Genomic DNA, 17,223 nt, shown 5'->3' with positions numbered 1-17,223 from the left:
AAAGTCGCATCTGTGCGGCGATCAAATCCGCAGCTAGGATGGCAAAAATATCCGGAGAAGCCCAATGCAGGACATCCCCTCGCTCAGCCCGCAAGATGCGCTGGTTGCGGTCATGATCAGTGTCTCGGCGGCAGATGAAAACATCCGCACGTCGGAACTGGTGCAGATCACCACCATCGTGAACACGATGCCGATTTTCGCAAATTATGATTCCGACCATCTGGCGCTGGTCGCGCGCACTGTGTTCGACCTGCTGGATCAAGAGGACGGGCTGGATGCCCTGTTCGGCCTGATCCGCGATGCGCTGCCCGAAAAGCTTTTCGAGACCGCCTATGCGATGGCCTGCGACGTGGCCGCCGCCGATGGGCAAATCACCGGCCCCGAGGCACGTATGCTGGAAGAAATTCGAGACGAGTTTGAACTGGACCGCCTGCACGCCGCTGCCATCGAACGCGGCGCGCGGGCGCGTTACATGGTGCTCTGAATAGCACCCCAGCGTTGGACGAGCTGCTGCTGCAGGCGACGCGCGCGGGTATTCCATGCGCGCGACCCCGGGGGAATTTCCTCGGGGGTTTGCAGCGTAGCCTCGCGCGCGGGGATGTCACCGGACAAGATTGCAAAGACCACATCTTCCGCATCCAGCGGGTCGATGTAGCCGACAAGGCAACTGACGAAGTTCAGTGTGCCGGTTTTGGTCGCCACCTGTGGCTGGGCGCCCATCAGCTTGTCGCCAGCCGCATCCTGCAGATCGAACGGTTTCAAAATGCCGCGCAGCGGGCCGCCTGCAACGCTGCGCAAGAAAGCCACCATCTGCGCGGGCGAGACACGCGCCGCGCCGCCAAGGCCGGAATGGTCCACCAGCACCATCTGCGCGCCGTGGGTGGCGGCGATCCATGCGGCCATGCGCTGCGCGGATTGCGCAAGGCTGCTTACCGCCCCGCCCGCCCGCAGGCTGGCCGTCAGCCCGACCACCTCGGCAGTCAGGTTGGTGGAATAGGCCAGCATATCGCGTAAGATAATCAGCAGTTCTGGGCTTTGATGATGGGCCAGCACATTGCCGGCCAGCAACGTCGTTGCGCGCTGGGGCGCGGGCAGTGCGATACCCTGCGCCGCGCACAGCGTGCGGAACACATCCGCCGCATAAAGGCCGGGGTTACGCACCGGCAGCCAGCGCGAGCCGCCATTGCCCAGCGCCTCGCGGGCAACGGTCCATCGCTCGACCACGCCATCGGTGGCGTGCGTGAAAATAGGCGCGCCGCGCGTGGCCAAAGCCATCTGCACCATCGAAACAGCCGGTTCGACCCCGCCGCCGCGCGCGTCCATTTTCAGCTGCCATTCCCCTTGCACGCGTGTCCACTGAAAATGCACACGGTTAAAGTTCAGGTTCAGGCCAGAGATTGCGGCATTATAGGCCGCTTGCGGCGTTTGTGCGCCGGGGTCGATTTCCGCAATCGCAGGCAGCGCCGCATCGAAATAAGAAAACGCCCCCGCCACACGGCGCAGGCCTGCCGCTTTTAGCTGCCCCACCAAGCCCACGAGATTAGCCGTATCCAATACAGGATCGCCTCCACCCGCCAGCATCAGATCGCCCTGCAAAACGCCATCTTGGATCGCGCCCTGGCCCAGCACCAATGTGTCGAAACGATAATCGGGCCCAAGATGGCCCAAGGCGTAGGCCGCAGTCACAACCTTGGCCGTGCTGGCCGGCGGCAAGGTCAGGTCGGCTGCGCGCGATTCGATGATTTGGCCATCGGACAACCGCGCAACCAGATAGCCGACACCATCCCCCAACCGAGCCTCGGCCAGCATCTGCGCGGGCGAAACCCGCAGCGCAGCGGGCACGAATGTCGGGCGCGATGGCGGGAATGGCACCTGCCCCAGTGCGGGTGCCGCCAATGTCGCAAGCAGCCCCGTCAGAACCCCGCGGCGTGAAACCATCACCAGCCCCCTTTGGCACGAATGGCCGTTGATGACAGCCCGTTCAGCGGAATATGCGCGAAAGCCCACGCTGGGGCGGCCTTGCGCCCCAAGAGGTGACTTTGCGTTTCAGTCAGCCGCGCCCCGGCATAGGCGCGGGCAGCAGGTGACAATTGCCCGCCTAGCCCACTGCCCGGCCGGGCCAAAACGCCAATCGGCACACTGTCCATGATCCCGCGCCAGTTTTGCCAGCGATGGAATTGCGCCAGATTATCCGAGCCCATCAGCCATACGAACCGTAAATCGGGCCGCAAGCGCTGCAGCGCGGCCAGCGTATCGGCGGTGTAGCGGGTGTGCAGGCGCGCCTCGATGTCGGTCACGCTGACGCGCGGATGCGTCATCATCGCGCGGGCGGCGGCCACGCGGCGGGCCATACTAGCCGGGCCGTTCGGTTTCAGCGGATTGCCGGGGCTGACCAGCCACCAGACGCGATCCAATCCGAACCGCGCCATGGCTTGTTTGGTGATGGCCACATGGCCCAAGTGGGGCGGATCGAACGACCCGCCCAGCAACCCCACGATCTGACCACGCCCGGCAGGCGGAAGGATCAAGGGGCCACCCGCCATGGATTAGCGCACGAACTTCTTGAACTTGGGACGCTTCGGCTCCAGCGCGTCGACGCCCAGACGGCGCTTTTTGTCTTCTTCGTAGTCCTCGAAGTTGCCTTCGAACCATTCGACGTGGGCGTCGCCCTCGAACGCCAGAATGTGGGTACAAATCCGGTCAAGGAAGAAGCGGTCGTGGCTGATGACCACGGCGCAACCGGCAAAGTCCACCAGCGCATCTTCCAAGGCGCGCAGCGTTTCCACGTCAAGGTCGTTGGTCGGTTCGTCAAGCAGAAGAACGTTTCCGCCTTCTTTCAACAGCTTGGCCATGTGCACGCGGTTACGTTCACCACCCGACAGGATGCCGACCTTCTTCTGTTGGTCGGTGCCCTTAAAGTTGAACGCGCCACAGTAAACGCGGCTGCTGATGGTCGCATCGCCCAAAACGGTCAGTTCCGCACCGCCCGAGATTTCTTCCCAGATGGTCTTATCGGGGTCGAGCGCGCCGCGCGACTGATCGACATACGACAGTTTGACAGTATCGCCGAAGCTTACCGAACCCTCGTCGGGTTGTTCTTGGCCGGTCAGCATGCGGAACAACGTGGTCTTACCAGCGCCGTTCGGGCCGATCACACCGACGATAGCGCCCGGCGGCAGGCTGAACGACAGGTCTTCGACCAGCAGCTTGTCGCCCATGGCTTTCTTCAGCCCCTCGACCTCGATCACCTTGCTGCCAAGGCGCGGGCCGTTCGGAATGACGATCTGAGCCTTGGTAATCCGCTCGCGCTCGGACTGTTGGGCCATTTCGTTATAAGCATTGATACGCGCCTTTTGCTTGGCCTGACGGGCCTTGGCACCCTGACGGATCCACTCCAGCTCGCGCGCCAGCGTTTCTTGACGGGTCTTGTCTTCGCGCACTTCCTGTAGCAGGCGCTTGGCCTTTTGGTCCAGCCAGCTGGAGTAGCTGCCCTCGTAGGGAATACCGCGGCCGCGATCCAGTTCAAGGATCCAGCTGGTGATGTTGTCCAGGAAGTAGCGGTCGTGGGTGACGACCAGAATCGTACCCTTGTAGCTCATCAGGTGGTTTTGCAGCCACGCGATGGTTTCAGCGTCCAAGTGGTTGGTCGGCTCGTCAAGCAGCAGCATGTCGGGGGCTTCCAGCAGCAGCTTGCACAGGGCAACGCGGCGGCGTTCACCACCCGACAGGGTGTCAACGTCGGCATCATCTGGCGGACAGCGCAAAGCTTCCATCGCGATGGACACCTGCGTATCCAGATCCCACAGGTTTTCTGCGTCGATCTCGTCTTGCAGACGGGCCATTTCCTCGGCGGTATCGTCCGAGTAGTTCATCGCCAGTTCGTTATAACGATCCAGCTTTTCCTGCTTGGCCTTGACACCTTCCATGACGTTGCCGCGCACGTTCAGCGTCGGGTCAAGGTCAGGCTCTTGCGAGAGGTAGCCAACCTTGGCCCCTTCGGCGGACCACGCCTCGCCGGTGAAATCCTTGTCGACGCCGGCCATAATGCGCAGCAGCGAGGATTTACCCGCGCCGTTCACACCGACCACACCGATTTTTACGCCCGGCAGAAAGTTAAGGCGGATGTTCTCGAACACCTTTTTGCCGCCGGGATAGGCTTTGGACACGCCGTCCATGTGGTAAACGAACTGGTAACTGGCCATGTCGAACCTCTTGAAGCTTAGATGACTGATGGGATGTCAGCGTCATCACATAGGGCCACGCGCGCAAAAGGGCAACTGTGGCAGGTGGCAGCAATGTCGCAGAACGCGCATTTCATTTGAAAATGCGAATAGAGGAAATCCTTTTTCTTGCCTGAAAGCAACTGACCTGATTAATATGACAGTGCGAGTTATCTCTATCGACCATCTGACTCCCTGCCGGGCCCAGCTGCTTCGACTAGCGCTGACAAGCCGGTCCGCTGCACTTCCGCGAGCGGAATTCTACGAGGAGTTCTCACGATGGCTACCGGCACCGTGAAATGGTTCAACACCACCAAGGGCTATGGTTTCATTGCCCCCGAAGGCAGCACCAAGGACGTTTTCGTCCACATTTCGGCTGTTCAGCGTTCGGGCCTTGAAGGTCTGAAAGACAACCAAAAAGTCAGCTTCGACATCGAAAGCAGCCGTGACGGCCGCGAGTCGGCAGTGAACCTGTCGCTGCTGTAATCCAGTCGGATTTCAAATGGAAAAGGGCGGGGATTTCCCCGCCCTTTTCTTTTGGCACCCCACCCCGAAAGGTGGGGGAATTCTTTTAGATCCCTTGCGGCGCGGGCTTCACTTGAAACAGCGGCAGAATATCGGCCATCTCGGGGCCGTGTTCCGCGCCGGTCAGCGCCTTGCGCAGCGGCATGAACAGGCCTTTACCCTTGCGGCCCGACTGGGTTTTGACAGCCGACAGCCATTCTGACCACGCATCCGCACCATAGGGGGCCGCTGGCAACAACTCCAACGCTGCGCGGATGAAGTCTTGGTCTTCCTCGGCCACGCTGCCCTTGTCGCCTGCGGCGAACACCTGCCACCACGGGGCGATGTCGGCGCGGGTGGCAATGTTTTCGCGGATCACCGCCCAGAATTGCGGCGCGATCGCGGCGGGAACGCCAGCAGCGGCTACATCATCGGCGACTTTTTCATACGGCATCGCGGCCAGCACTTTGGCGGTCAGCGGCCACAGGTCGTTCTCGTCGAACTTCGTCGGGGCAGCGCCAAAGCTTTCAACGCGGAAGTTCGCGACGATCTCGTCAACCGAATCCCGCAGCTCGACCGGATCGGACGACCCCAGACGCGCCATCAGGCTGAGCACAGCCAAAGGTTCCAGCCCTTTGGCACGCAAATCGCGCAGCGACAGGGCCCCGAAACGCTTGGACAGCCCCTCGCCCTGCGGGCCGGTCAGCAGCGAATGGTGGGCAAAGCGCGGCACCGCACCGCCCAGCGCCTCGAACATCTGGATTTGGGTAGCCGTGTTCGTCACGTGGTCGGACCCGCGCACGATATCGGTCATGCCCATATCCATATCGTCCACCACCGAGGCGAACGTATACAGCCATTGACCATCGTTCTTGATGATCACCGGGTCGGACACCGAGGCCGCATCTATCGAAATCTGGCCCAAAATGCCGTCGTTCCATTCGATCCGCGTGTGATCCAGCTTGAACCGCCAGTGCGATCCGCGCTCGGCACGCAGCGTATTCTTTTCATCGTCCGACAACAGCAGCGCAGCGCGGTCGTAGACCGGCGGCTTGCCCATGTTCAGTTGTTTCTTGCGCTTCAGGTCCAGCTCGACCGGCGTCTCAAAGCATTCGTAAATACGGCCTTCAGCGATCAACTGGTCGCGTGCGGCGGCATAACGGTCGAAACGGGCGGACTGACGTTCCTCTTGGTCCCAGTTCAAGCCCAGCCATGTCAGGTCTGCCTTGATCCCCTCGACATATTCTTCCTTCGACCGCTCTAGGTCGGTGTCGTCGATGCGCAGGACAAACTTTCCGCCCTGCTGTCGCGCGATAGCATAGTTGAACAGAGCAGCCCGCAGGTTGCCAATGTGAATCCAGCCGGTCGGCGAGGGGGCGAAACGGGTCGTGGTCATCGCAAATCATCCTTGGTCAGCGCGGCAAAACTGCTGCCACCGATAGGCCAGCCTCTTTCACAGCGGCGCGCTTTTGTCCATATAAACAGCATGGATCATATTGCCCCCTCGATTGACGAAATAGAAGAACTGGCCCGCGAAACGGTGGCGAATTTCCCCCTGCCCTTCCGCGAGCGCGCGCTGGCCGTTGCCATCTGCGTCGCCGAATTCGCAACCGATGAGATATTGGAAGAGATGGAGCTGGAGCCGTTCGACCTGACGGGCCTTTATGACGGGATCCCCCTGACCGAGAAATCGAACTGGGATGTTCCGCGCGGGCCCGATACCGTCTGGCTGTTCCGCCGCCCCATTCTGGACGAATGGGCAGAACGCGGCAATGTCACCATTGCAGAACTGGTCAGTCACGTGACGATTCACGAATTTGCCCACCATTTCGGGTGGTCGGACGACGATATCGCGTCGATAGACCAATGGTGGCACTAAGGGTTACCAGCGGTTAACTCCCTGTAATACGTAAAGAAATGTAAAAACGGTACATTCACAAATCTGTGATGTGCCGTTTTTTGTGGCGAAAAAAGAACAAATTTCGGGGGCCAAGTGCATTTCAAACCCCAAGTTTCTCTTTGAAACCGGCAACTTCCGCGCCGAATATAGCGTTTTGCGATTTTTCAAGGGGCAAAGCCGATCACAAATTCAGCCATTTTTTGTGAACAGCGCGGATCTGGAACATTTCTTTTGGTGGCTACAAGTACGGTTCACACAACGACGACAGGATGCGGTGCTTCACCAAAACGACCATCCAGCCGTCATATTATAAACACCGTACTGTTGGGCAATGCCCCATGCGGATCAAAGGATTAGAAAAATGAAAAACGTGTTTACCCTTGCTACCGCCACTGTTCTTGCCGCTGTTGTCGGTACCGCTTCGATCGCCGCCCAACCCGGTGGTTTCTTCCAAACCGCCGACAAAATCGAACCGGGCAAAGGCCTGACTTTTGATGTCGTCAACGCCAGCAGCCCCGCTACGCTGGAAGTCTACACTTCGAACGGTGGCGAGCTGGGCCAACTGGTCTCGAGCCAAGAAGTTGGCGCTGGTGCCACCGCTGACATCCGCCTGATCAGCACCAAGGTTCCCGCCAGCGACCTGATCGCTCAACTAAAAATCAACGGTGACGTTGTCGACAGCAAGCTGATCGAGCTGAACTAAGCGTCAATCCATCGCATGTGCACGGGCCGGCCCCATTCGGGGGCTGGCCCGAAGCATTTCTATATTACAGTATATTTTAGAATCATTCTAATAAACGACCTTGACCGCGAGTGTGGTTTTGCGGCATAATCAAGCCTTGAACGAGAAAGGGTGCCGCCATGTTCATCCAGACCGAATCGACCCCGAACCCCGCCACATTGAAGTTTCTTCCGGGCCAGCAAGTGCTGGAACTGGGCACCGCCGACTTTCCGTCGGTCGAGACCGCCACCGCATCGCCGCTGGCGCAGCGTCTTTTCGCGGTCGAGGGTGTGAACGGCGTTTTCCTCGGGTATGATTTCATCACCGTGACCAAGGCCGACGACCTTGAATGGGCGCACCTGAAGCCTGCCGTTCTGGGCGCGATCATGGAACACTTCCAGTCGGGCCTGCCCGTGATGGAAGGCGAAACCGTCAGCGCCCACCGCGCGCACGACGGCGAAGATGGCGCAATCGTCGAACAGATCAAGGAATTGCTGGATACGCGCGTGCGCCCGGCAGTCGCCCAAGACGGCGGCGACATCACGTTCCACGGTTTCGACCGCGGTATCGTCTACCTCTATATGCAAGGCTCGTGCGCGGGCTGCCCCTCGTCGACGCTGACGTTGAAAATGGGGATCGAGAATTTGCTGCGCCACTACATCCCCGAAGTGCTGGAAGTGCGCCCTGTTGCGGCCTGATCGATGATTTTGGCGATAGATACATCGGCCGCGCATTGCGCGGCCGCTTTGCTGTCCGATGACGGCACACTCACCACCCGCGTCGAAACAATGGCCAAAGGTCAGGCCGAACGGCTCATGCCGATGATCGCCACGCTGATCGCCGAAAGCGGCCATGAAATGGCTGATTTGCGTGGCATCGCGGTCGGCACCGGCCCGGGCAATTTCACCGGTATCCGCATTGGCGTGGCCGCCGCGCGTGGGTTGGCACTGGGCTTGGGCGTGCCCGCGATAGGAGTCAGTCAATTCGACGTGCTGGCACAAGGCGCAACCCTGCCCGCAACCATCACCCTGCCCGGCAGCCGCGGCCAAGCCTATCGCCAGCACTTTGATGCTGATGGCACCGCCGCCGCGCCCGAGGTTTTCGACCCCGAAAAGCCCCCCGCCGAGCCACCAGCGCCCGCAGATCTCGTCGCCGCCATCGCCCGCATTGGTGCGGCGCGCGCGGGCCAGCCGCAGCCGCGCCCGGCGCCGGTCTATGTCCGCGCAGCCGACGCCGCCCCGCCGCGCGACCCTGCCCCCCAGATTCTTCCCTAATCCCCTATGCCTCCCTCGCCCGCAGAACTCGCCGCCACCCACGCGCAGGCCTTCACCCAGCAGCGCCCGTGGAGCGAGGCTGAATTTGCAGCGTTGCTGCAGCAGACCGGCGTCACGCTGGTCGGCGATGCGCGCAGCTTTTTGCTGGCCCGCATCGTCGCGGACGAGGCCGAGATCCTCACTATCGCCACAGCGCCCGCCGCCCAGCGCCAAGGGCTGGCGGCCCGCAATCTGCGGGAATTTCTGGCTTCGCTCGCCCTGCGCGGCGTAGCGCAAGTCTTCCTCGAAGTTGCGGTGACCAACGATGCGGCCCAAGCCCTTTATTCGCGCGCGAGCTTTGCGCAGATCGGGCGCAGGCGCGGCTACTATCACCTGACCGACGGCACGCAGGTCGACGCGATTGTGATGGGGCTGGACATGGAATCGGGCAAAAACTCGACCGATCAATAAAAAAATGCCGAAACGGCTGGCGTTTAATCGAAATTAGCGATCTGACGCCGTGAATCCGTTGTTGAAGTCTTGGCGGATGGGTGCGAATCCGACATGATCATGGGCAGATCAAAAACGATCGGGGGTCGGAACGCACGCCCCCAGCCAACCGGGAGAATGAAATGAACGTGAAGTCCCTGTTCCTTTGCGCCAGCGCCACCCTCGCGCTGACCGCTGGTGCCGCATTGGCCGATGGCCCCGCTGTTATCTATGACCTCGGCGGCAAGTTCGACAAATCCTTCAACGAAAGCTCGTTCAACGGCGCGACCGCATGGGCGAACGAGACCGGCAACAGCTTTGCCGAGGTCGAGCTGTCGTCCGACGCGCAGCGCAGCCAAGCGATCCGCAACTTTGCCGAAGCGGGCTATAACCCCATCGTCATGGCCGGTTTCTCGAACGCAACCCCGCTGGCGGAAGTTGCCCCCGATTACCCCGACACCAAATTTGTGATCATCGACGGCGTCGTCGACGCGCCGAACGTCCGCTCGATCCTGTTCGCGGAAGAGCAAGGGTCGTTCCTTGTCGGCATGCTGGCCGCGCTGAAATCGGAAACCGGCACCGTCAGCTTCGTCGGCGGCATGGACATTCCGCTGATCCGCAACTTTGCCTGCGGCTACGCCCAAGGTGCCAAGGCTGCGAACCCCAGCGTCAACGTCATCTCGAACATGGTCGGCACCACGCCCGCAGCTTGGGCTGATTCGCCCAAAGCGACCGAACTGGCCATGGCACAAATCGGCCAAGGGTCGGACGTGATCTACGCTGCCGCTGGCGGCGCGGGCCTTGGCGCGCTGCAAACTGCGGCCGATAGCGAAATCTACGGCATTGGCGTCGACAGCAACCAAAACTACCTGCACCCTGGCCACATGCTGACCTCGATGCTGAAGCGCGTCGACAATGCGGTTTACGAATCCTTCATGTCAGGCGCCGACATCGAAACCGGTCTGGTCGTGATGGATCTGGCCTCGGGCGGCGTGGGCTTTGCCCAAGACGAATACAACGCCGACCTGCTGACCCCGGAAATGCTGGCCGCCGTTGAAGCTGCTTCGGCCCGGATCATCTCGGGCGAGATTGCCGTGCACAACTACAACAGCGACGAAACCTGCCCGGTTCTGTCGTTCTAATCGGGCCACGCGCCTTTGCCCCGGCCCGCCGCGCAACGGTGCGGCCGGGGTTCCTTTTACAAAGCCATGGAATACCTGCATGAGCGTTCCTCTTCCGCCTGCCATCGAGTTGCAGGGCATCTCGAAATCATTCGGGCCGGTTCACGCTAACCGCGACATTTCGATCAAGGTGATGCCCGGAACCATTCACGGCATCATTGGCGAGAACGGGGCGGGAAAATCGACGCTGATGTCGATTTTGTACGGATTTTACAGGGCCGATTCCGGCCAGATTCTGATCAACGGCAAACCCGTTGACATCAACGACAGCCAAGCCGCCATTTCGGCCGGCATCGGCATGGTGTTCCAGCACTTCAAACTGGTTGAAAATTTCACCGTCCTCGAAAACGTCATTCTGGGCGCAGAAGACGGGCTATTCCTGCGGCCATCGCTGGCCAAGGCGCGCAAGCAGCTGATCGATCTGTCGCGTGAATACGAATTGCAGGTCGACCCCGATGCGGTCGTCGAAGATATCGGCGTGGGCATGCAGCAGCGCGTCGAAATTCTGAAGGCCCTTTATCGCAAGGCCGAGATCCTGATTCTGGACGAGCCCACCGGCGTGCTGACCCCCGCCGAGGCCGACCACCTGTTCCGCATTCTGGCGAACCTGCGCCGCGAGGGGAAAACCGTCATCCTGATCACGCACAAGCTGCGCGAGATCATGGAAATCACGGACGAGGTTTCCGTCATGCGTCGTGGCGAGATGGTCACGACCGTGCAGACCGCGCAGACCAACCCGACCGAGCTGGCCGAGTTGATGGTCGGCCGCAAGGTGCTGCTGCGCGTCGAAAAAACGCCCGCGCAACCGGGTGCCCCGCTGCTCGAGATTGAAAACCTCAACGTCTATGATTCAAAGGGTGTCCACCGCGTCAAAGACCTGAGCCTGACCGTCCATGCTGGAGAGATTGTCGGCATTGCAGGCATCGCGGGCAACGGGCAGTCCGAACTATTGGAAGTGCTGGGCGGGTATCGCGCCGCCGCCAGCGGCACGCTGCGCGTCAACGGGCGTGATTTGGATATTACCGGCACCAAATCGAACGGCAAAACCCGCCGCGCCGACGGCATCGCGCACGTCCCCGAAGATCGCCACCGCGAGGGGCTGATTCTGGATTTCCGCGCGTGGGAAAACGTGGCCTTTGGCTATCAAGATGACGCACGTTTCCAAAAGAACGCGATCTTGATGGATAACGCCGCCATCATGGCCGATTGCGACGCGAAAATGGCGCAATACGACGTGCGCCCGCCGAACAAGATGCTGGAAGCGCGGAACTTTTCGGGCGGCAACCAGCAAAAGCTGGTCATCGCCCGCGAGATCGAGCGGAATCCCGATGTACTGCTGATCGGCCAGCCGACGCGCGGCGTCGACATCGGCGCCATCGAGTTCATCCACCAGCAAGTCGTCGCGCTGCGCGACAAGGGCAAGGCCGTGCTGCTTGTCTCGGTCGAGCTGGACGAGATCATGTCGCTGTCCGACCGCATCGCCGTCATGTTCGACGGCCAGATGATGGGCGAGCGTGACAGTGCAACCACAAACGAAAACGAACTGGGCCTGCTGATGGCCGGTATGACCGCCGGGGAGGCCGCTTAACATGGAAAAGATGCCCAAATGGGCCGATGTGGTGCTGATCCCGCTGATCTCGCTGCTGCTGGCTGCCATCATTTCCGGAATCGTCATTCTGGCGTTGGGATCGAACCCCATTGCCGCGTTGAAAATCATGGTGCATGGCGCATTGGGAAGCCAATATAACTTTGGCAACACACTGTATTACGCTACTAACTTCATCTTTACCGGTCTTGCCGTAGCCGTCGCAGCACATGCGGGCCTGTTCAATATCGGGGGTGAGGGTCAGGCCATGCTCGGTGGCCTTGGGGTTGCCATCGTTTGCCTGATGATCCCGTTTCCGCACTGGTCGCTGGCGCTGATTTGTTCCATCGCGGGGGCTGCGGCGGCGGGCGCGCTTTGGGCGCTCGTGCCCGCCTATCTGCAAGCCAAGCGCGGCAGCCATATCGTCATCACCACGATCATGTTCAACCAGATCGCCTTTGCGCTGCTGAACTATCTGCTGGTCGGCCCCCTAAAAGCCCCCGGCGGGATGGAGCCTGCGTCGGCCACCTTCCCGGCGACAACGCATCTGCCGAACTTCCACGACATGCTGGCGCCGTTTGGCATCGCATTCTCGCGCGGGGCGATGGCGAACTTCTCGTTCGTTGTGGCGATTTTGGCCTGCGTCGCCGTTTGGGTGCTGATCTGGCACACGCGGCTGGGTTACGAGATGCGCTCGCTCGGCAAGTCGGAACCTGCCGCGAAATATGCGGGCATCAGCCCTTTCAAGATCATCATGATCACCATGGCGATCTCGGGCGGATTGGCTGGCATGATGGCACTGAACAACGTGCAGGGCGAGGCTGAACGCCTCATCCTTGGCTCGGTCGAAGGTGCGGGCTTTATCGGGATCGCCGTGGCCCTGATGGGCCGCAACCACCCGATCGGGATTTTTCTGGCCGCGCTGCTGTTCGGGGTTCTGTATCAAGGGGGGATGTCCCTCAGCCAAGACCAAACGCTGCGCATCCCGCGCGAGTTGGTGGTGGTCATTCAGGCCCTTGTGATCCTGTTCACCGGCGCGCTGGACAGCATGGTTCGCATGCCCGTCGAGAAGTTCTTCATCAGCCTGCGTCAAGGCAAAGCGGCAAAGGCGGCGGAGTAAATCATGACCTACATGGACATCATGCTGATTCTGGAAAGCACTATCCGGATCGCGACACCGCTGCTGCTGGCCTGTCTGGCCGGTCTTTATTCCGAGCGCGCAGGCGTGTTCGACATCGGGCTGGAAGGCAAGATGCTGCTCTCGGCCTGTATTGCCGCCGCCTTTGCCTATTATACCGGTAACGCGTGGGCGGGCCTTGGCATGGCGATTATCGCCACGCTGATCATGTCGGGCATCCACGGGTTGGCGGCCATTACCTTCCGCGGCAATCAGCTGATCTCGGGGGTTGCAATTAACTTCCTGGCGGCGGGCATGACGGTGATGCTGGCGAACGCGTGGTTTGGCCAGGGCGGGCGCACCCCGCAACTACAGGGCGATGCACGATTCAGCCGTCTTCAGCTGCCTTTTGTCGACCAGATCAAGGGTATCGATTACATCGGCCCCTTCTATTCCCGCGTGCTGTCGGGCCACTCGATCCTGACGTATGCGGCCTTTGTCGCGGTGCCGCTGACGTGGTGGCTACTGTACCGCACGCGCTTCGGCCTGCGCCTGCGTGCCGTGGGTGAAAACCCCGCCGCTGTGGACACCGCTGGCATTTCGGTTGTGAAGCTGCGCTATGCCGCAGTCGGCATCTGTGCGGTGCTGTGCGCCATGGCAGGCGCACAACTGGCAACCGCCGTTCCCGCCGCAGGCTTCGTGAAGGACATGACCGCGAACCGCGGTTATATCGCGCTGGCCGCGCTGATTTTTGCAAAATGGCGCCCCTGGCAAGCCATGTGGGCCTGCCTGTTGTTCGGCGTGCTGCAAGCTGCAGCGATCCGCTACCAAAGCGTCGACATCATGGGCTTCCGCATCCCCGGCCAATTCATGGATGCCCTGCCCTATATTTTGACGGTCATCATCCTTGCGGGCTTCGTCGGCAAAGCCATCGGCCCGCGTGCAGGCGGCATCCCCTATGTCAAAGAGCGTTGACCTCGCCCACATCATCCAAGCGCGCGCGGGGGATGCCCCCGTACGCCTCGGGATCATCCTCGGCTCGGGGCTGGGCCATCTGACAGGGGCGGTCGAGGGGGTTTCCATCCCCTACAGCGACCTGCCGGGCTTTCCCGTCGGCAATGTCAGCGGCCACGACAAACAGTTGGTCATCGGCAATCTTGAGGGGCAGCGCGTCGCCATATTCGGCGGGCGCAGCCATTATTACGAACAGGGCGATGCAAATGTAATGCGCCTGCCGCTGGCCGTGCTGCAGGCCCTAGGGGCAGATACAGTCATCGCCACCAACGCCGCCGGTTCGCTGCGCGCCGATGTGCCGACGGGCGACATTATGTTGATCACCGACCACATCAATTTCTCGGGGCTGAATCCGCTGATTGGCGAGGAAAGCGACGCCCGTTTCGTGCCCATGACCGATGCCTATGACCCCGCTTTGCGCCGCGCCTTGCTGAATGCTGCGGCCAGCGCCGATGTGGCGATGGCCCAAGGGGTCTATGCATGGTTTTCCGGCCCCAGCTTTGAAACGCCGGCCGAGATTCGCGCCATCCGCGCACTGGGGGCCGATGCAGTGGGCATGTCCACCGTGCCCGAGGTGATTCTCGCGCGCTTTCTGGGCCTCAAGGTCGCGGCCATCTCGACCATCACAAATATGGGCGCGGGCCTCAGCGATGAATCCCTCAGCCATGCGCAGACCAAAGCCATGGCCCCGATCGGCGCTGCGAAACTGGAAATGGTTCTTCGCAGCTACTTGCGTTCACTTTCCTGAATTGCACCCTTCCCTTTCGCGGTAAGGGATGATTTGACTTGGGAAAGTTCCCTTTTTCATCCGGGCCGCGATGCCGATCTACCTGCCCATAGCCGAAGTCTCGGTTGATGCCCTCTGGATTTTTGGGCTTGGCTGGATCGTCGGCATCCTGTCGGGCATGTTTGGCGTGGGCGGCGGGTTTCTGATCACGCCGCTGTTGATTTTCTCGGGCATCCCCTCGACCGTCGCGGTGGCGACTGCAACCAACCAAATCGTAGCGTCGTCCATTTCGGGGCTGTTCGCACATTTACGGCGCCGGAATGTCGATCTGCGCATGGGCACAGTGCTGATGGTGGGCGGCCTTTTCGGTGCCGCCATCGGGGTGTGGATCTTCAACTGGATGCGCAGCATGGGCCAGATCGACCTGCTGATCAGCCTGTCTTACGTTGTATTGCTGGGCACGGTCGGCACGATGATGTTCATCGAAAGCACCCGCGCCCTGCTGCGCACCCGCAGCGGCGTCGTCCCGCCGCGCAAACGCCATAACTGGGTGCACAGCCTGCCGCTGAAGATGAAATTCCGCGTCTCGGGACTCTATATCTCGGTCATACCGCCGGCGCTGGTGGGCACGGGCGTTGGCGTTTTGTCGGGGATCATGGGCGTCGGCGGTGGGTTCATCATGGTGCCCGCCATGATCTACCTGCTGGGCATGCCGACCAAAGTGGTGGTGGGCACATCGCTGTTCCAGATCATCTTCGTCACTGCCTTCACAACCATGTTGCACGCCACCACCAGCTACAGCGTCGATATGGCGCTGGCATTGATGCTGATTTTGGGCGGGGTTGTCGGCGCGCAGATCGGCACCCGTATTGGTATGCGCCTGCGGGCCGAACAGCTGCGTATTCTAATGGCGCTGCTGGTGCTGCTGGTCGCGTTGCAACTGGCGCTGGGGCTGGTGCTTGAACCGCGCGAGCTTTACTCGCTTGAAGTTGTCAGGGGGCGGTGATGGTGCGGTATCTGCTGGCCCTTTTCATCCTGATCGCCCTGCCCGCGCGGGCCGAGGAAATCGTGCTGGGCCTTTCCGCCGAAAGCGTGGGTATCACCGCGCGCTTTGATGGTGATGATATTCTGATTTTCGGGGCCGTCAAACGCGACGCCCCGCCCCCAGATGCCGACGGCCCCCTAGAGGTAATCGTAACAGTGTCCGGCCCGCTGACGCCCGTGATGGTGCGCAAGCGCGACCGCGTTTTCGGGATCTGGGTCAATGCGCAGCGCGAGCGGATCAATCTGGCGCCCTCGTTCTATGCCGCTGCCTCCACCGCGCCGCTGGCCCATATTCTGCCACCTTTGGTGGACGAAATTTACGCAATCACCGTGCCTCGCGCCGTTTATGCGACCGGCGTGCCGTCGGATGATGCCGATGACTTTTCTGCCGCGCTGATTCGCATCCGCGAATCCGAAGGGATGTATCGCACCTTGGAAGGCGATGTCGCGCTGGAGGAGGAGACCCTTTTCCGCACCCGCATCGCCCTGCCCGCGAACCTGACCGAAGGCGATTACCGCGCGCGCATCTTTCTGTTGCGCGGCGGCCGGGTGATCGACACGCAGGAAACGCCTATCGACGTGCACAAGGTGGGAATTGAACGCTGGCTTTACACCACCGCGCACGAGCAGCCCATTTTTTACGGGCTGCTGTCGCTTGTGCTGGCGCTGGTGGCGGGCTGGGGTGCGTCCGAGGTCTTCCGCCAATGGCAACGCCGCTAGCTAGCGGCGCTGTTGCAGGCGGCGGCGCAGGCGTTGCACGCCGCCGGGGGCGACGACAACCGAAATCAGCCCGCCAAAGATAAAGCCCGACAGCTCGGCAATCCACGCCGGATGCGCGCCGAAAATCAGCCCATAGGCCAGTTGCAACAACATCAGCACACCGATCAGGCGGAAGGCCTGCAGGCGGCGCATATCGCCCTGCGCATAGCTAAGCCACAGGATGTAGGTATAGGCGCCGATCAAGCCGTAGGCCGCGGGGTAGAAGCCGATCAACACCGCGCGATCAGGCGCAAAAATCCCGAACATCACGGCGCCGCCGATGGCCGACACCAGCAAAATCGCCGTCAGCGCCCATTGGCTGAACGCCTCGCCCACAAACTTACCCAGCGCCACCAGCAGCACGATGCTAAACACCGATCCCAGCGTCGAGACGTTCACAAAAGCATAGGTGACGAAGTTTTTCAGCACCATCGGGTCGAAGCCGCCATGCATGACATAGTCCAGCATGGGCGGGAAAAAGCCGTATTCCATCATGGCTTGGCTGCGCCATGACGCGCGCGCCTGCCCGCCAAACAGCCCCACATCCGCCAGCGACAGGGCCAGCTCGACCCCCAGCAAGATCAAAAACAGGGCGACCACCACCGGCGGCAACGGGTTGACGGCACTTTCGGGCTTGAAGGGGCTGGGTTGTCGCATGACCGATCCTTGACGTAGTTTTGCCGCATGGGTAAGCCCAAACGTACTGTTA

General features: G+C 61.0%; 19 protein-coding genes. 14 read left to right on the top strand and 5 right to left on the bottom strand.

The annotated features are described in order from the left end of the window. The first annotated feature begins 64 nt into the window (after positions 1-64). Complete coding sequence (locus BVG79_RS03310; RefSeq protein ID WP_085785632.1) at positions 65-484, top strand: tellurite resistance TerB family protein; 420 nt, start codon at positions 65-67, stop codon at positions 482-484. On the opposite strand, the gene dacB is transcribed toward BVG79_RS03310, so the two are convergent. Genes dacB through ettA form a run of 3 tightly spaced genes read right to left on the bottom strand, consistent with a single transcriptional unit; the run spans position 469 to position 4,202 of the window. After that, positions 469-1,938, bottom strand: a complete 1,470-nt coding sequence (gene dacB, locus BVG79_RS03305; RefSeq protein ID WP_085785631.1) for a D-alanyl-D-alanine carboxypeptidase/D-alanyl-D-alanine endopeptidase — start codon at positions 1,936-1,938, stop codon at positions 469-471. The genes BVG79_RS03310 and dacB overlap by 16 nt on opposite strands. Beyond that, complete coding sequence (locus BVG79_RS03300; RefSeq protein ID WP_236951448.1) at positions 1,938-2,525, bottom strand: nicotinate-nucleotide adenylyltransferase; 588 nt, start codon at positions 2,523-2,525, stop codon at positions 1,938-1,940. Before BVG79_RS03300 ends, dacB begins: the two co-directional genes overlap by 1 nt. Positions 2,526-2,546: 21 nt before the next feature. Then, positions 2,547-4,202: an energy-dependent translational throttle protein EttA gene (gene ettA, locus BVG79_RS03295; RefSeq protein WP_085785629.1), complete on the bottom strand. Its 1,656-nt coding sequence runs from the start codon at positions 4,200-4,202 to the stop codon at positions 2,547-2,549. Between the two features lie 297 nt (positions 4,203-4,499). Here ettA and BVG79_RS03290 point away from each other — a divergent pair, with 297 nt between their 5' ends. Beyond that, positions 4,500-4,706, top strand: coding sequence for a cold-shock protein (locus BVG79_RS03290; protein ID WP_085785628.1), 207 nt, complete (start codon positions 4,500-4,502; stop codon positions 4,704-4,706). 85 nt (positions 4,707-4,791) lie between these two features. Here the strand turns inward: BVG79_RS03290 and gltX are convergent, their stop codons facing one another. After that, positions 4,792-6,120 carry a glutamate--tRNA ligase gene (gene gltX, locus BVG79_RS03285; RefSeq protein WP_085785627.1) on the bottom strand — a complete coding sequence of 443 codons (1,329 nt, stop codon included), beginning with the start codon at positions 6,118-6,120 and terminating at the stop codon, positions 4,792-4,794. 90 nt (positions 6,121-6,210) lie between these two features. Here gltX and BVG79_RS03280 point away from each other — a divergent pair, with 90 nt between their 5' ends. From BVG79_RS03280 to BVG79_RS03220, 12 genes are all read left to right on the top strand, one after another. Beyond that, positions 6,211-6,603: a metallopeptidase family protein gene (locus tag BVG79_RS03280; RefSeq protein ID WP_085785626.1), complete on the top strand. Its 393-nt coding sequence runs from the start codon at positions 6,211-6,213 to the stop codon at positions 6,601-6,603. A 382-nt stretch (positions 6,604-6,985) separates the two neighbouring features. Continuing rightward, a complete protein-coding gene (locus tag BVG79_RS03270; protein WP_085785624.1) occupies positions 6,986-7,327 on the top strand; it encodes a hypothetical protein in 342 nt (113 codons plus the stop codon). Positions 7,328-7,485: 158 nt separating this feature from the next. Further along, entirely contained in the window at positions 7,486-8,043 is a 558-nt protein-coding gene (locus BVG79_RS03265) for a NifU family protein (protein WP_085785623.1), read from the top strand. A gap of 3 nt (positions 8,044-8,046) precedes the next feature. Further along, positions 8,047-8,619, top strand: coding sequence for a tRNA (adenosine(37)-N6)-threonylcarbamoyltransferase complex dimerization subunit type 1 TsaB (gene tsaB / locus BVG79_RS03260; RefSeq protein WP_085785622.1), 573 nt, complete (start codon positions 8,047-8,049; stop codon positions 8,617-8,619). A gap of 6 nt (positions 8,620-8,625) precedes the next feature. Then, entirely contained in the window at positions 8,626-9,069 is a 444-nt protein-coding gene (locus tag BVG79_RS03255) for a GNAT family N-acetyltransferase (protein WP_085785621.1), read from the top strand. Between the two features lie 161 nt (positions 9,070-9,230). After that, positions 9,231-10,229, top strand: coding sequence for a BMP family lipoprotein (locus BVG79_RS03250; protein ID WP_085785620.1), 999 nt, complete (start codon positions 9,231-9,233; stop codon positions 10,227-10,229). 79 nt (positions 10,230-10,308) lie between these two features. Further along, entirely contained in the window at positions 10,309-11,856 is a 1,548-nt protein-coding gene (locus tag BVG79_RS03245; RefSeq protein ID WP_085785619.1) for an ABC transporter ATP-binding protein, read from the top strand. Between the two features lies 1 nt (position 11,857). Next, positions 11,858-12,973, top strand: coding sequence for an ABC transporter permease (locus BVG79_RS03240; RefSeq protein ID WP_085785618.1), 1,116 nt, complete (start codon positions 11,858-11,860; stop codon positions 12,971-12,973). Between the two features lie 3 nt (positions 12,974-12,976). Further along, the gene (locus BVG79_RS03235; RefSeq protein WP_085785617.1) at positions 12,977-13,945 is read left to right on the top strand and encodes an ABC transporter permease; all 969 of its coding nucleotides are present in this window, start codon (positions 12,977-12,979) and stop codon (positions 13,943-13,945) included. After that, positions 13,929-14,732, top strand: a complete 804-nt coding sequence (locus BVG79_RS03230) for a purine-nucleoside phosphorylase (protein WP_085785616.1) — start codon at positions 13,929-13,931, stop codon at positions 14,730-14,732. The genes BVG79_RS03235 and BVG79_RS03230 overlap by 17 nt, the downstream gene beginning before the upstream one ends. Before the next feature lie 70 nt (positions 14,733-14,802). Then, entirely contained in the window at positions 14,803-15,717 is a 915-nt protein-coding gene (locus BVG79_RS03225; protein WP_085785615.1) for a sulfite exporter TauE/SafE family protein, read from the top strand. Then, positions 15,717-16,475: a TIGR02186 family protein gene (locus BVG79_RS03220; protein ID WP_085785614.1), complete on the top strand. Its 759-nt coding sequence runs from the start codon at positions 15,717-15,719 to the stop codon at positions 16,473-16,475. The genes BVG79_RS03225 and BVG79_RS03220 overlap by 1 nt, the downstream gene beginning before the upstream one ends. Here BVG79_RS03220 and BVG79_RS03215 read toward each other — a convergent pair whose 3' ends face one another. Beyond that, positions 16,476-17,171 carry a rhomboid family intramembrane serine protease gene (locus BVG79_RS03215; protein WP_085785613.1) on the bottom strand — a complete coding sequence of 232 codons (696 nt, stop codon included), beginning with the start codon at positions 17,169-17,171 and terminating at the stop codon, positions 16,476-16,478. Between the last annotated feature and the right edge of the window lie 52 nt (positions 17,172-17,223).

The sequence above is a fragment of the Ketogulonicigenium robustum genome, assembly GCF_002117445.1.
In the GTDB taxonomy this organism is placed as follows: domain Bacteria; phylum Pseudomonadota; class Alphaproteobacteria; order Rhodobacterales; family Rhodobacteraceae; genus Ketogulonicigenium; species Ketogulonicigenium robustum.
This window is presented reverse-complemented; position numbering and strand designations above follow the sequence as displayed.

Bases quoted from the DNA above. Each gene is read 5' to 3' on its own strand.
- BVG79_RS03310 (WP_085785632.1), top strand. From the start codon at position 65: ATGCAGGACATCCCCTCGCTCAGCCCGCAAGATGCGCTGGTTGCGGTC.
- dacB (WP_085785631.1), bottom strand. From the start codon at position 1,938: ATGGTTTCACGCCGCGGGGTTCTGACGGGGCTGCTTGCGACATTGGCG.
- ettA (WP_085785629.1), bottom strand. From the start codon at position 4,202: ATGGCCAGTTACCAGTTCGTTTACCACATGGACGGCGTGTCCAAAGCC.
- BVG79_RS03290 (WP_085785628.1), top strand. From the start codon at position 4,500: ATGGCTACCGGCACCGTGAAATGGTTCAACACCACCAAGGGCTATGGT.
- gltX (WP_085785627.1), bottom strand. From the start codon at position 6,120: ATGACCACGACCCGTTTCGCCCCCTCGCCGACCGGCTGGATTCACATT.
- BVG79_RS03280 (WP_085785626.1), top strand. From the start codon at position 6,211: ATGGATCATATTGCCCCCTCGATTGACGAAATAGAAGAACTGGCCCGC.
- BVG79_RS03270 (WP_085785624.1), top strand. From the start codon at position 6,986: ATGAAAAACGTGTTTACCCTTGCTACCGCCACTGTTCTTGCCGCTGTT.
- BVG79_RS03265 (WP_085785623.1), top strand. From the start codon at position 7,486: ATGTTCATCCAGACCGAATCGACCCCGAACCCCGCCACATTGAAGTTT.
- tsaB (WP_085785622.1), top strand. From the start codon at position 8,047: ATGATTTTGGCGATAGATACATCGGCCGCGCATTGCGCGGCCGCTTTG.
- BVG79_RS03255 (WP_085785621.1), top strand. From the start codon at position 8,626: ATGCCTCCCTCGCCCGCAGAACTCGCCGCCACCCACGCGCAGGCCTTC.
- BVG79_RS03250 (WP_085785620.1), top strand. From the start codon at position 9,231: ATGAACGTGAAGTCCCTGTTCCTTTGCGCCAGCGCCACCCTCGCGCTG.
- BVG79_RS03245 (WP_085785619.1), top strand. From the start codon at position 10,309: ATGAGCGTTCCTCTTCCGCCTGCCATCGAGTTGCAGGGCATCTCGAAA.
- BVG79_RS03240 (WP_085785618.1), top strand. From the start codon at position 11,858: ATGGAAAAGATGCCCAAATGGGCCGATGTGGTGCTGATCCCGCTGATC.
- BVG79_RS03235 (WP_085785617.1), top strand. From the start codon at position 12,977: ATGACCTACATGGACATCATGCTGATTCTGGAAAGCACTATCCGGATC.
- BVG79_RS03230 (WP_085785616.1), top strand. From the start codon at position 13,929: ATGTCAAAGAGCGTTGACCTCGCCCACATCATCCAAGCGCGCGCGGGG.
- BVG79_RS03225 (WP_085785615.1), top strand. From the start codon at position 14,803: ATGCCGATCTACCTGCCCATAGCCGAAGTCTCGGTTGATGCCCTCTGG.
- BVG79_RS03220 (WP_085785614.1), top strand. From the start codon at position 15,717: ATGGTGCGGTATCTGCTGGCCCTTTTCATCCTGATCGCCCTGCCCGCG.
- BVG79_RS03215 (WP_085785613.1), bottom strand. From the start codon at position 17,171: ATGCGACAACCCAGCCCCTTCAAGCCCGAAAGTGCCGTCAACCCGTTG.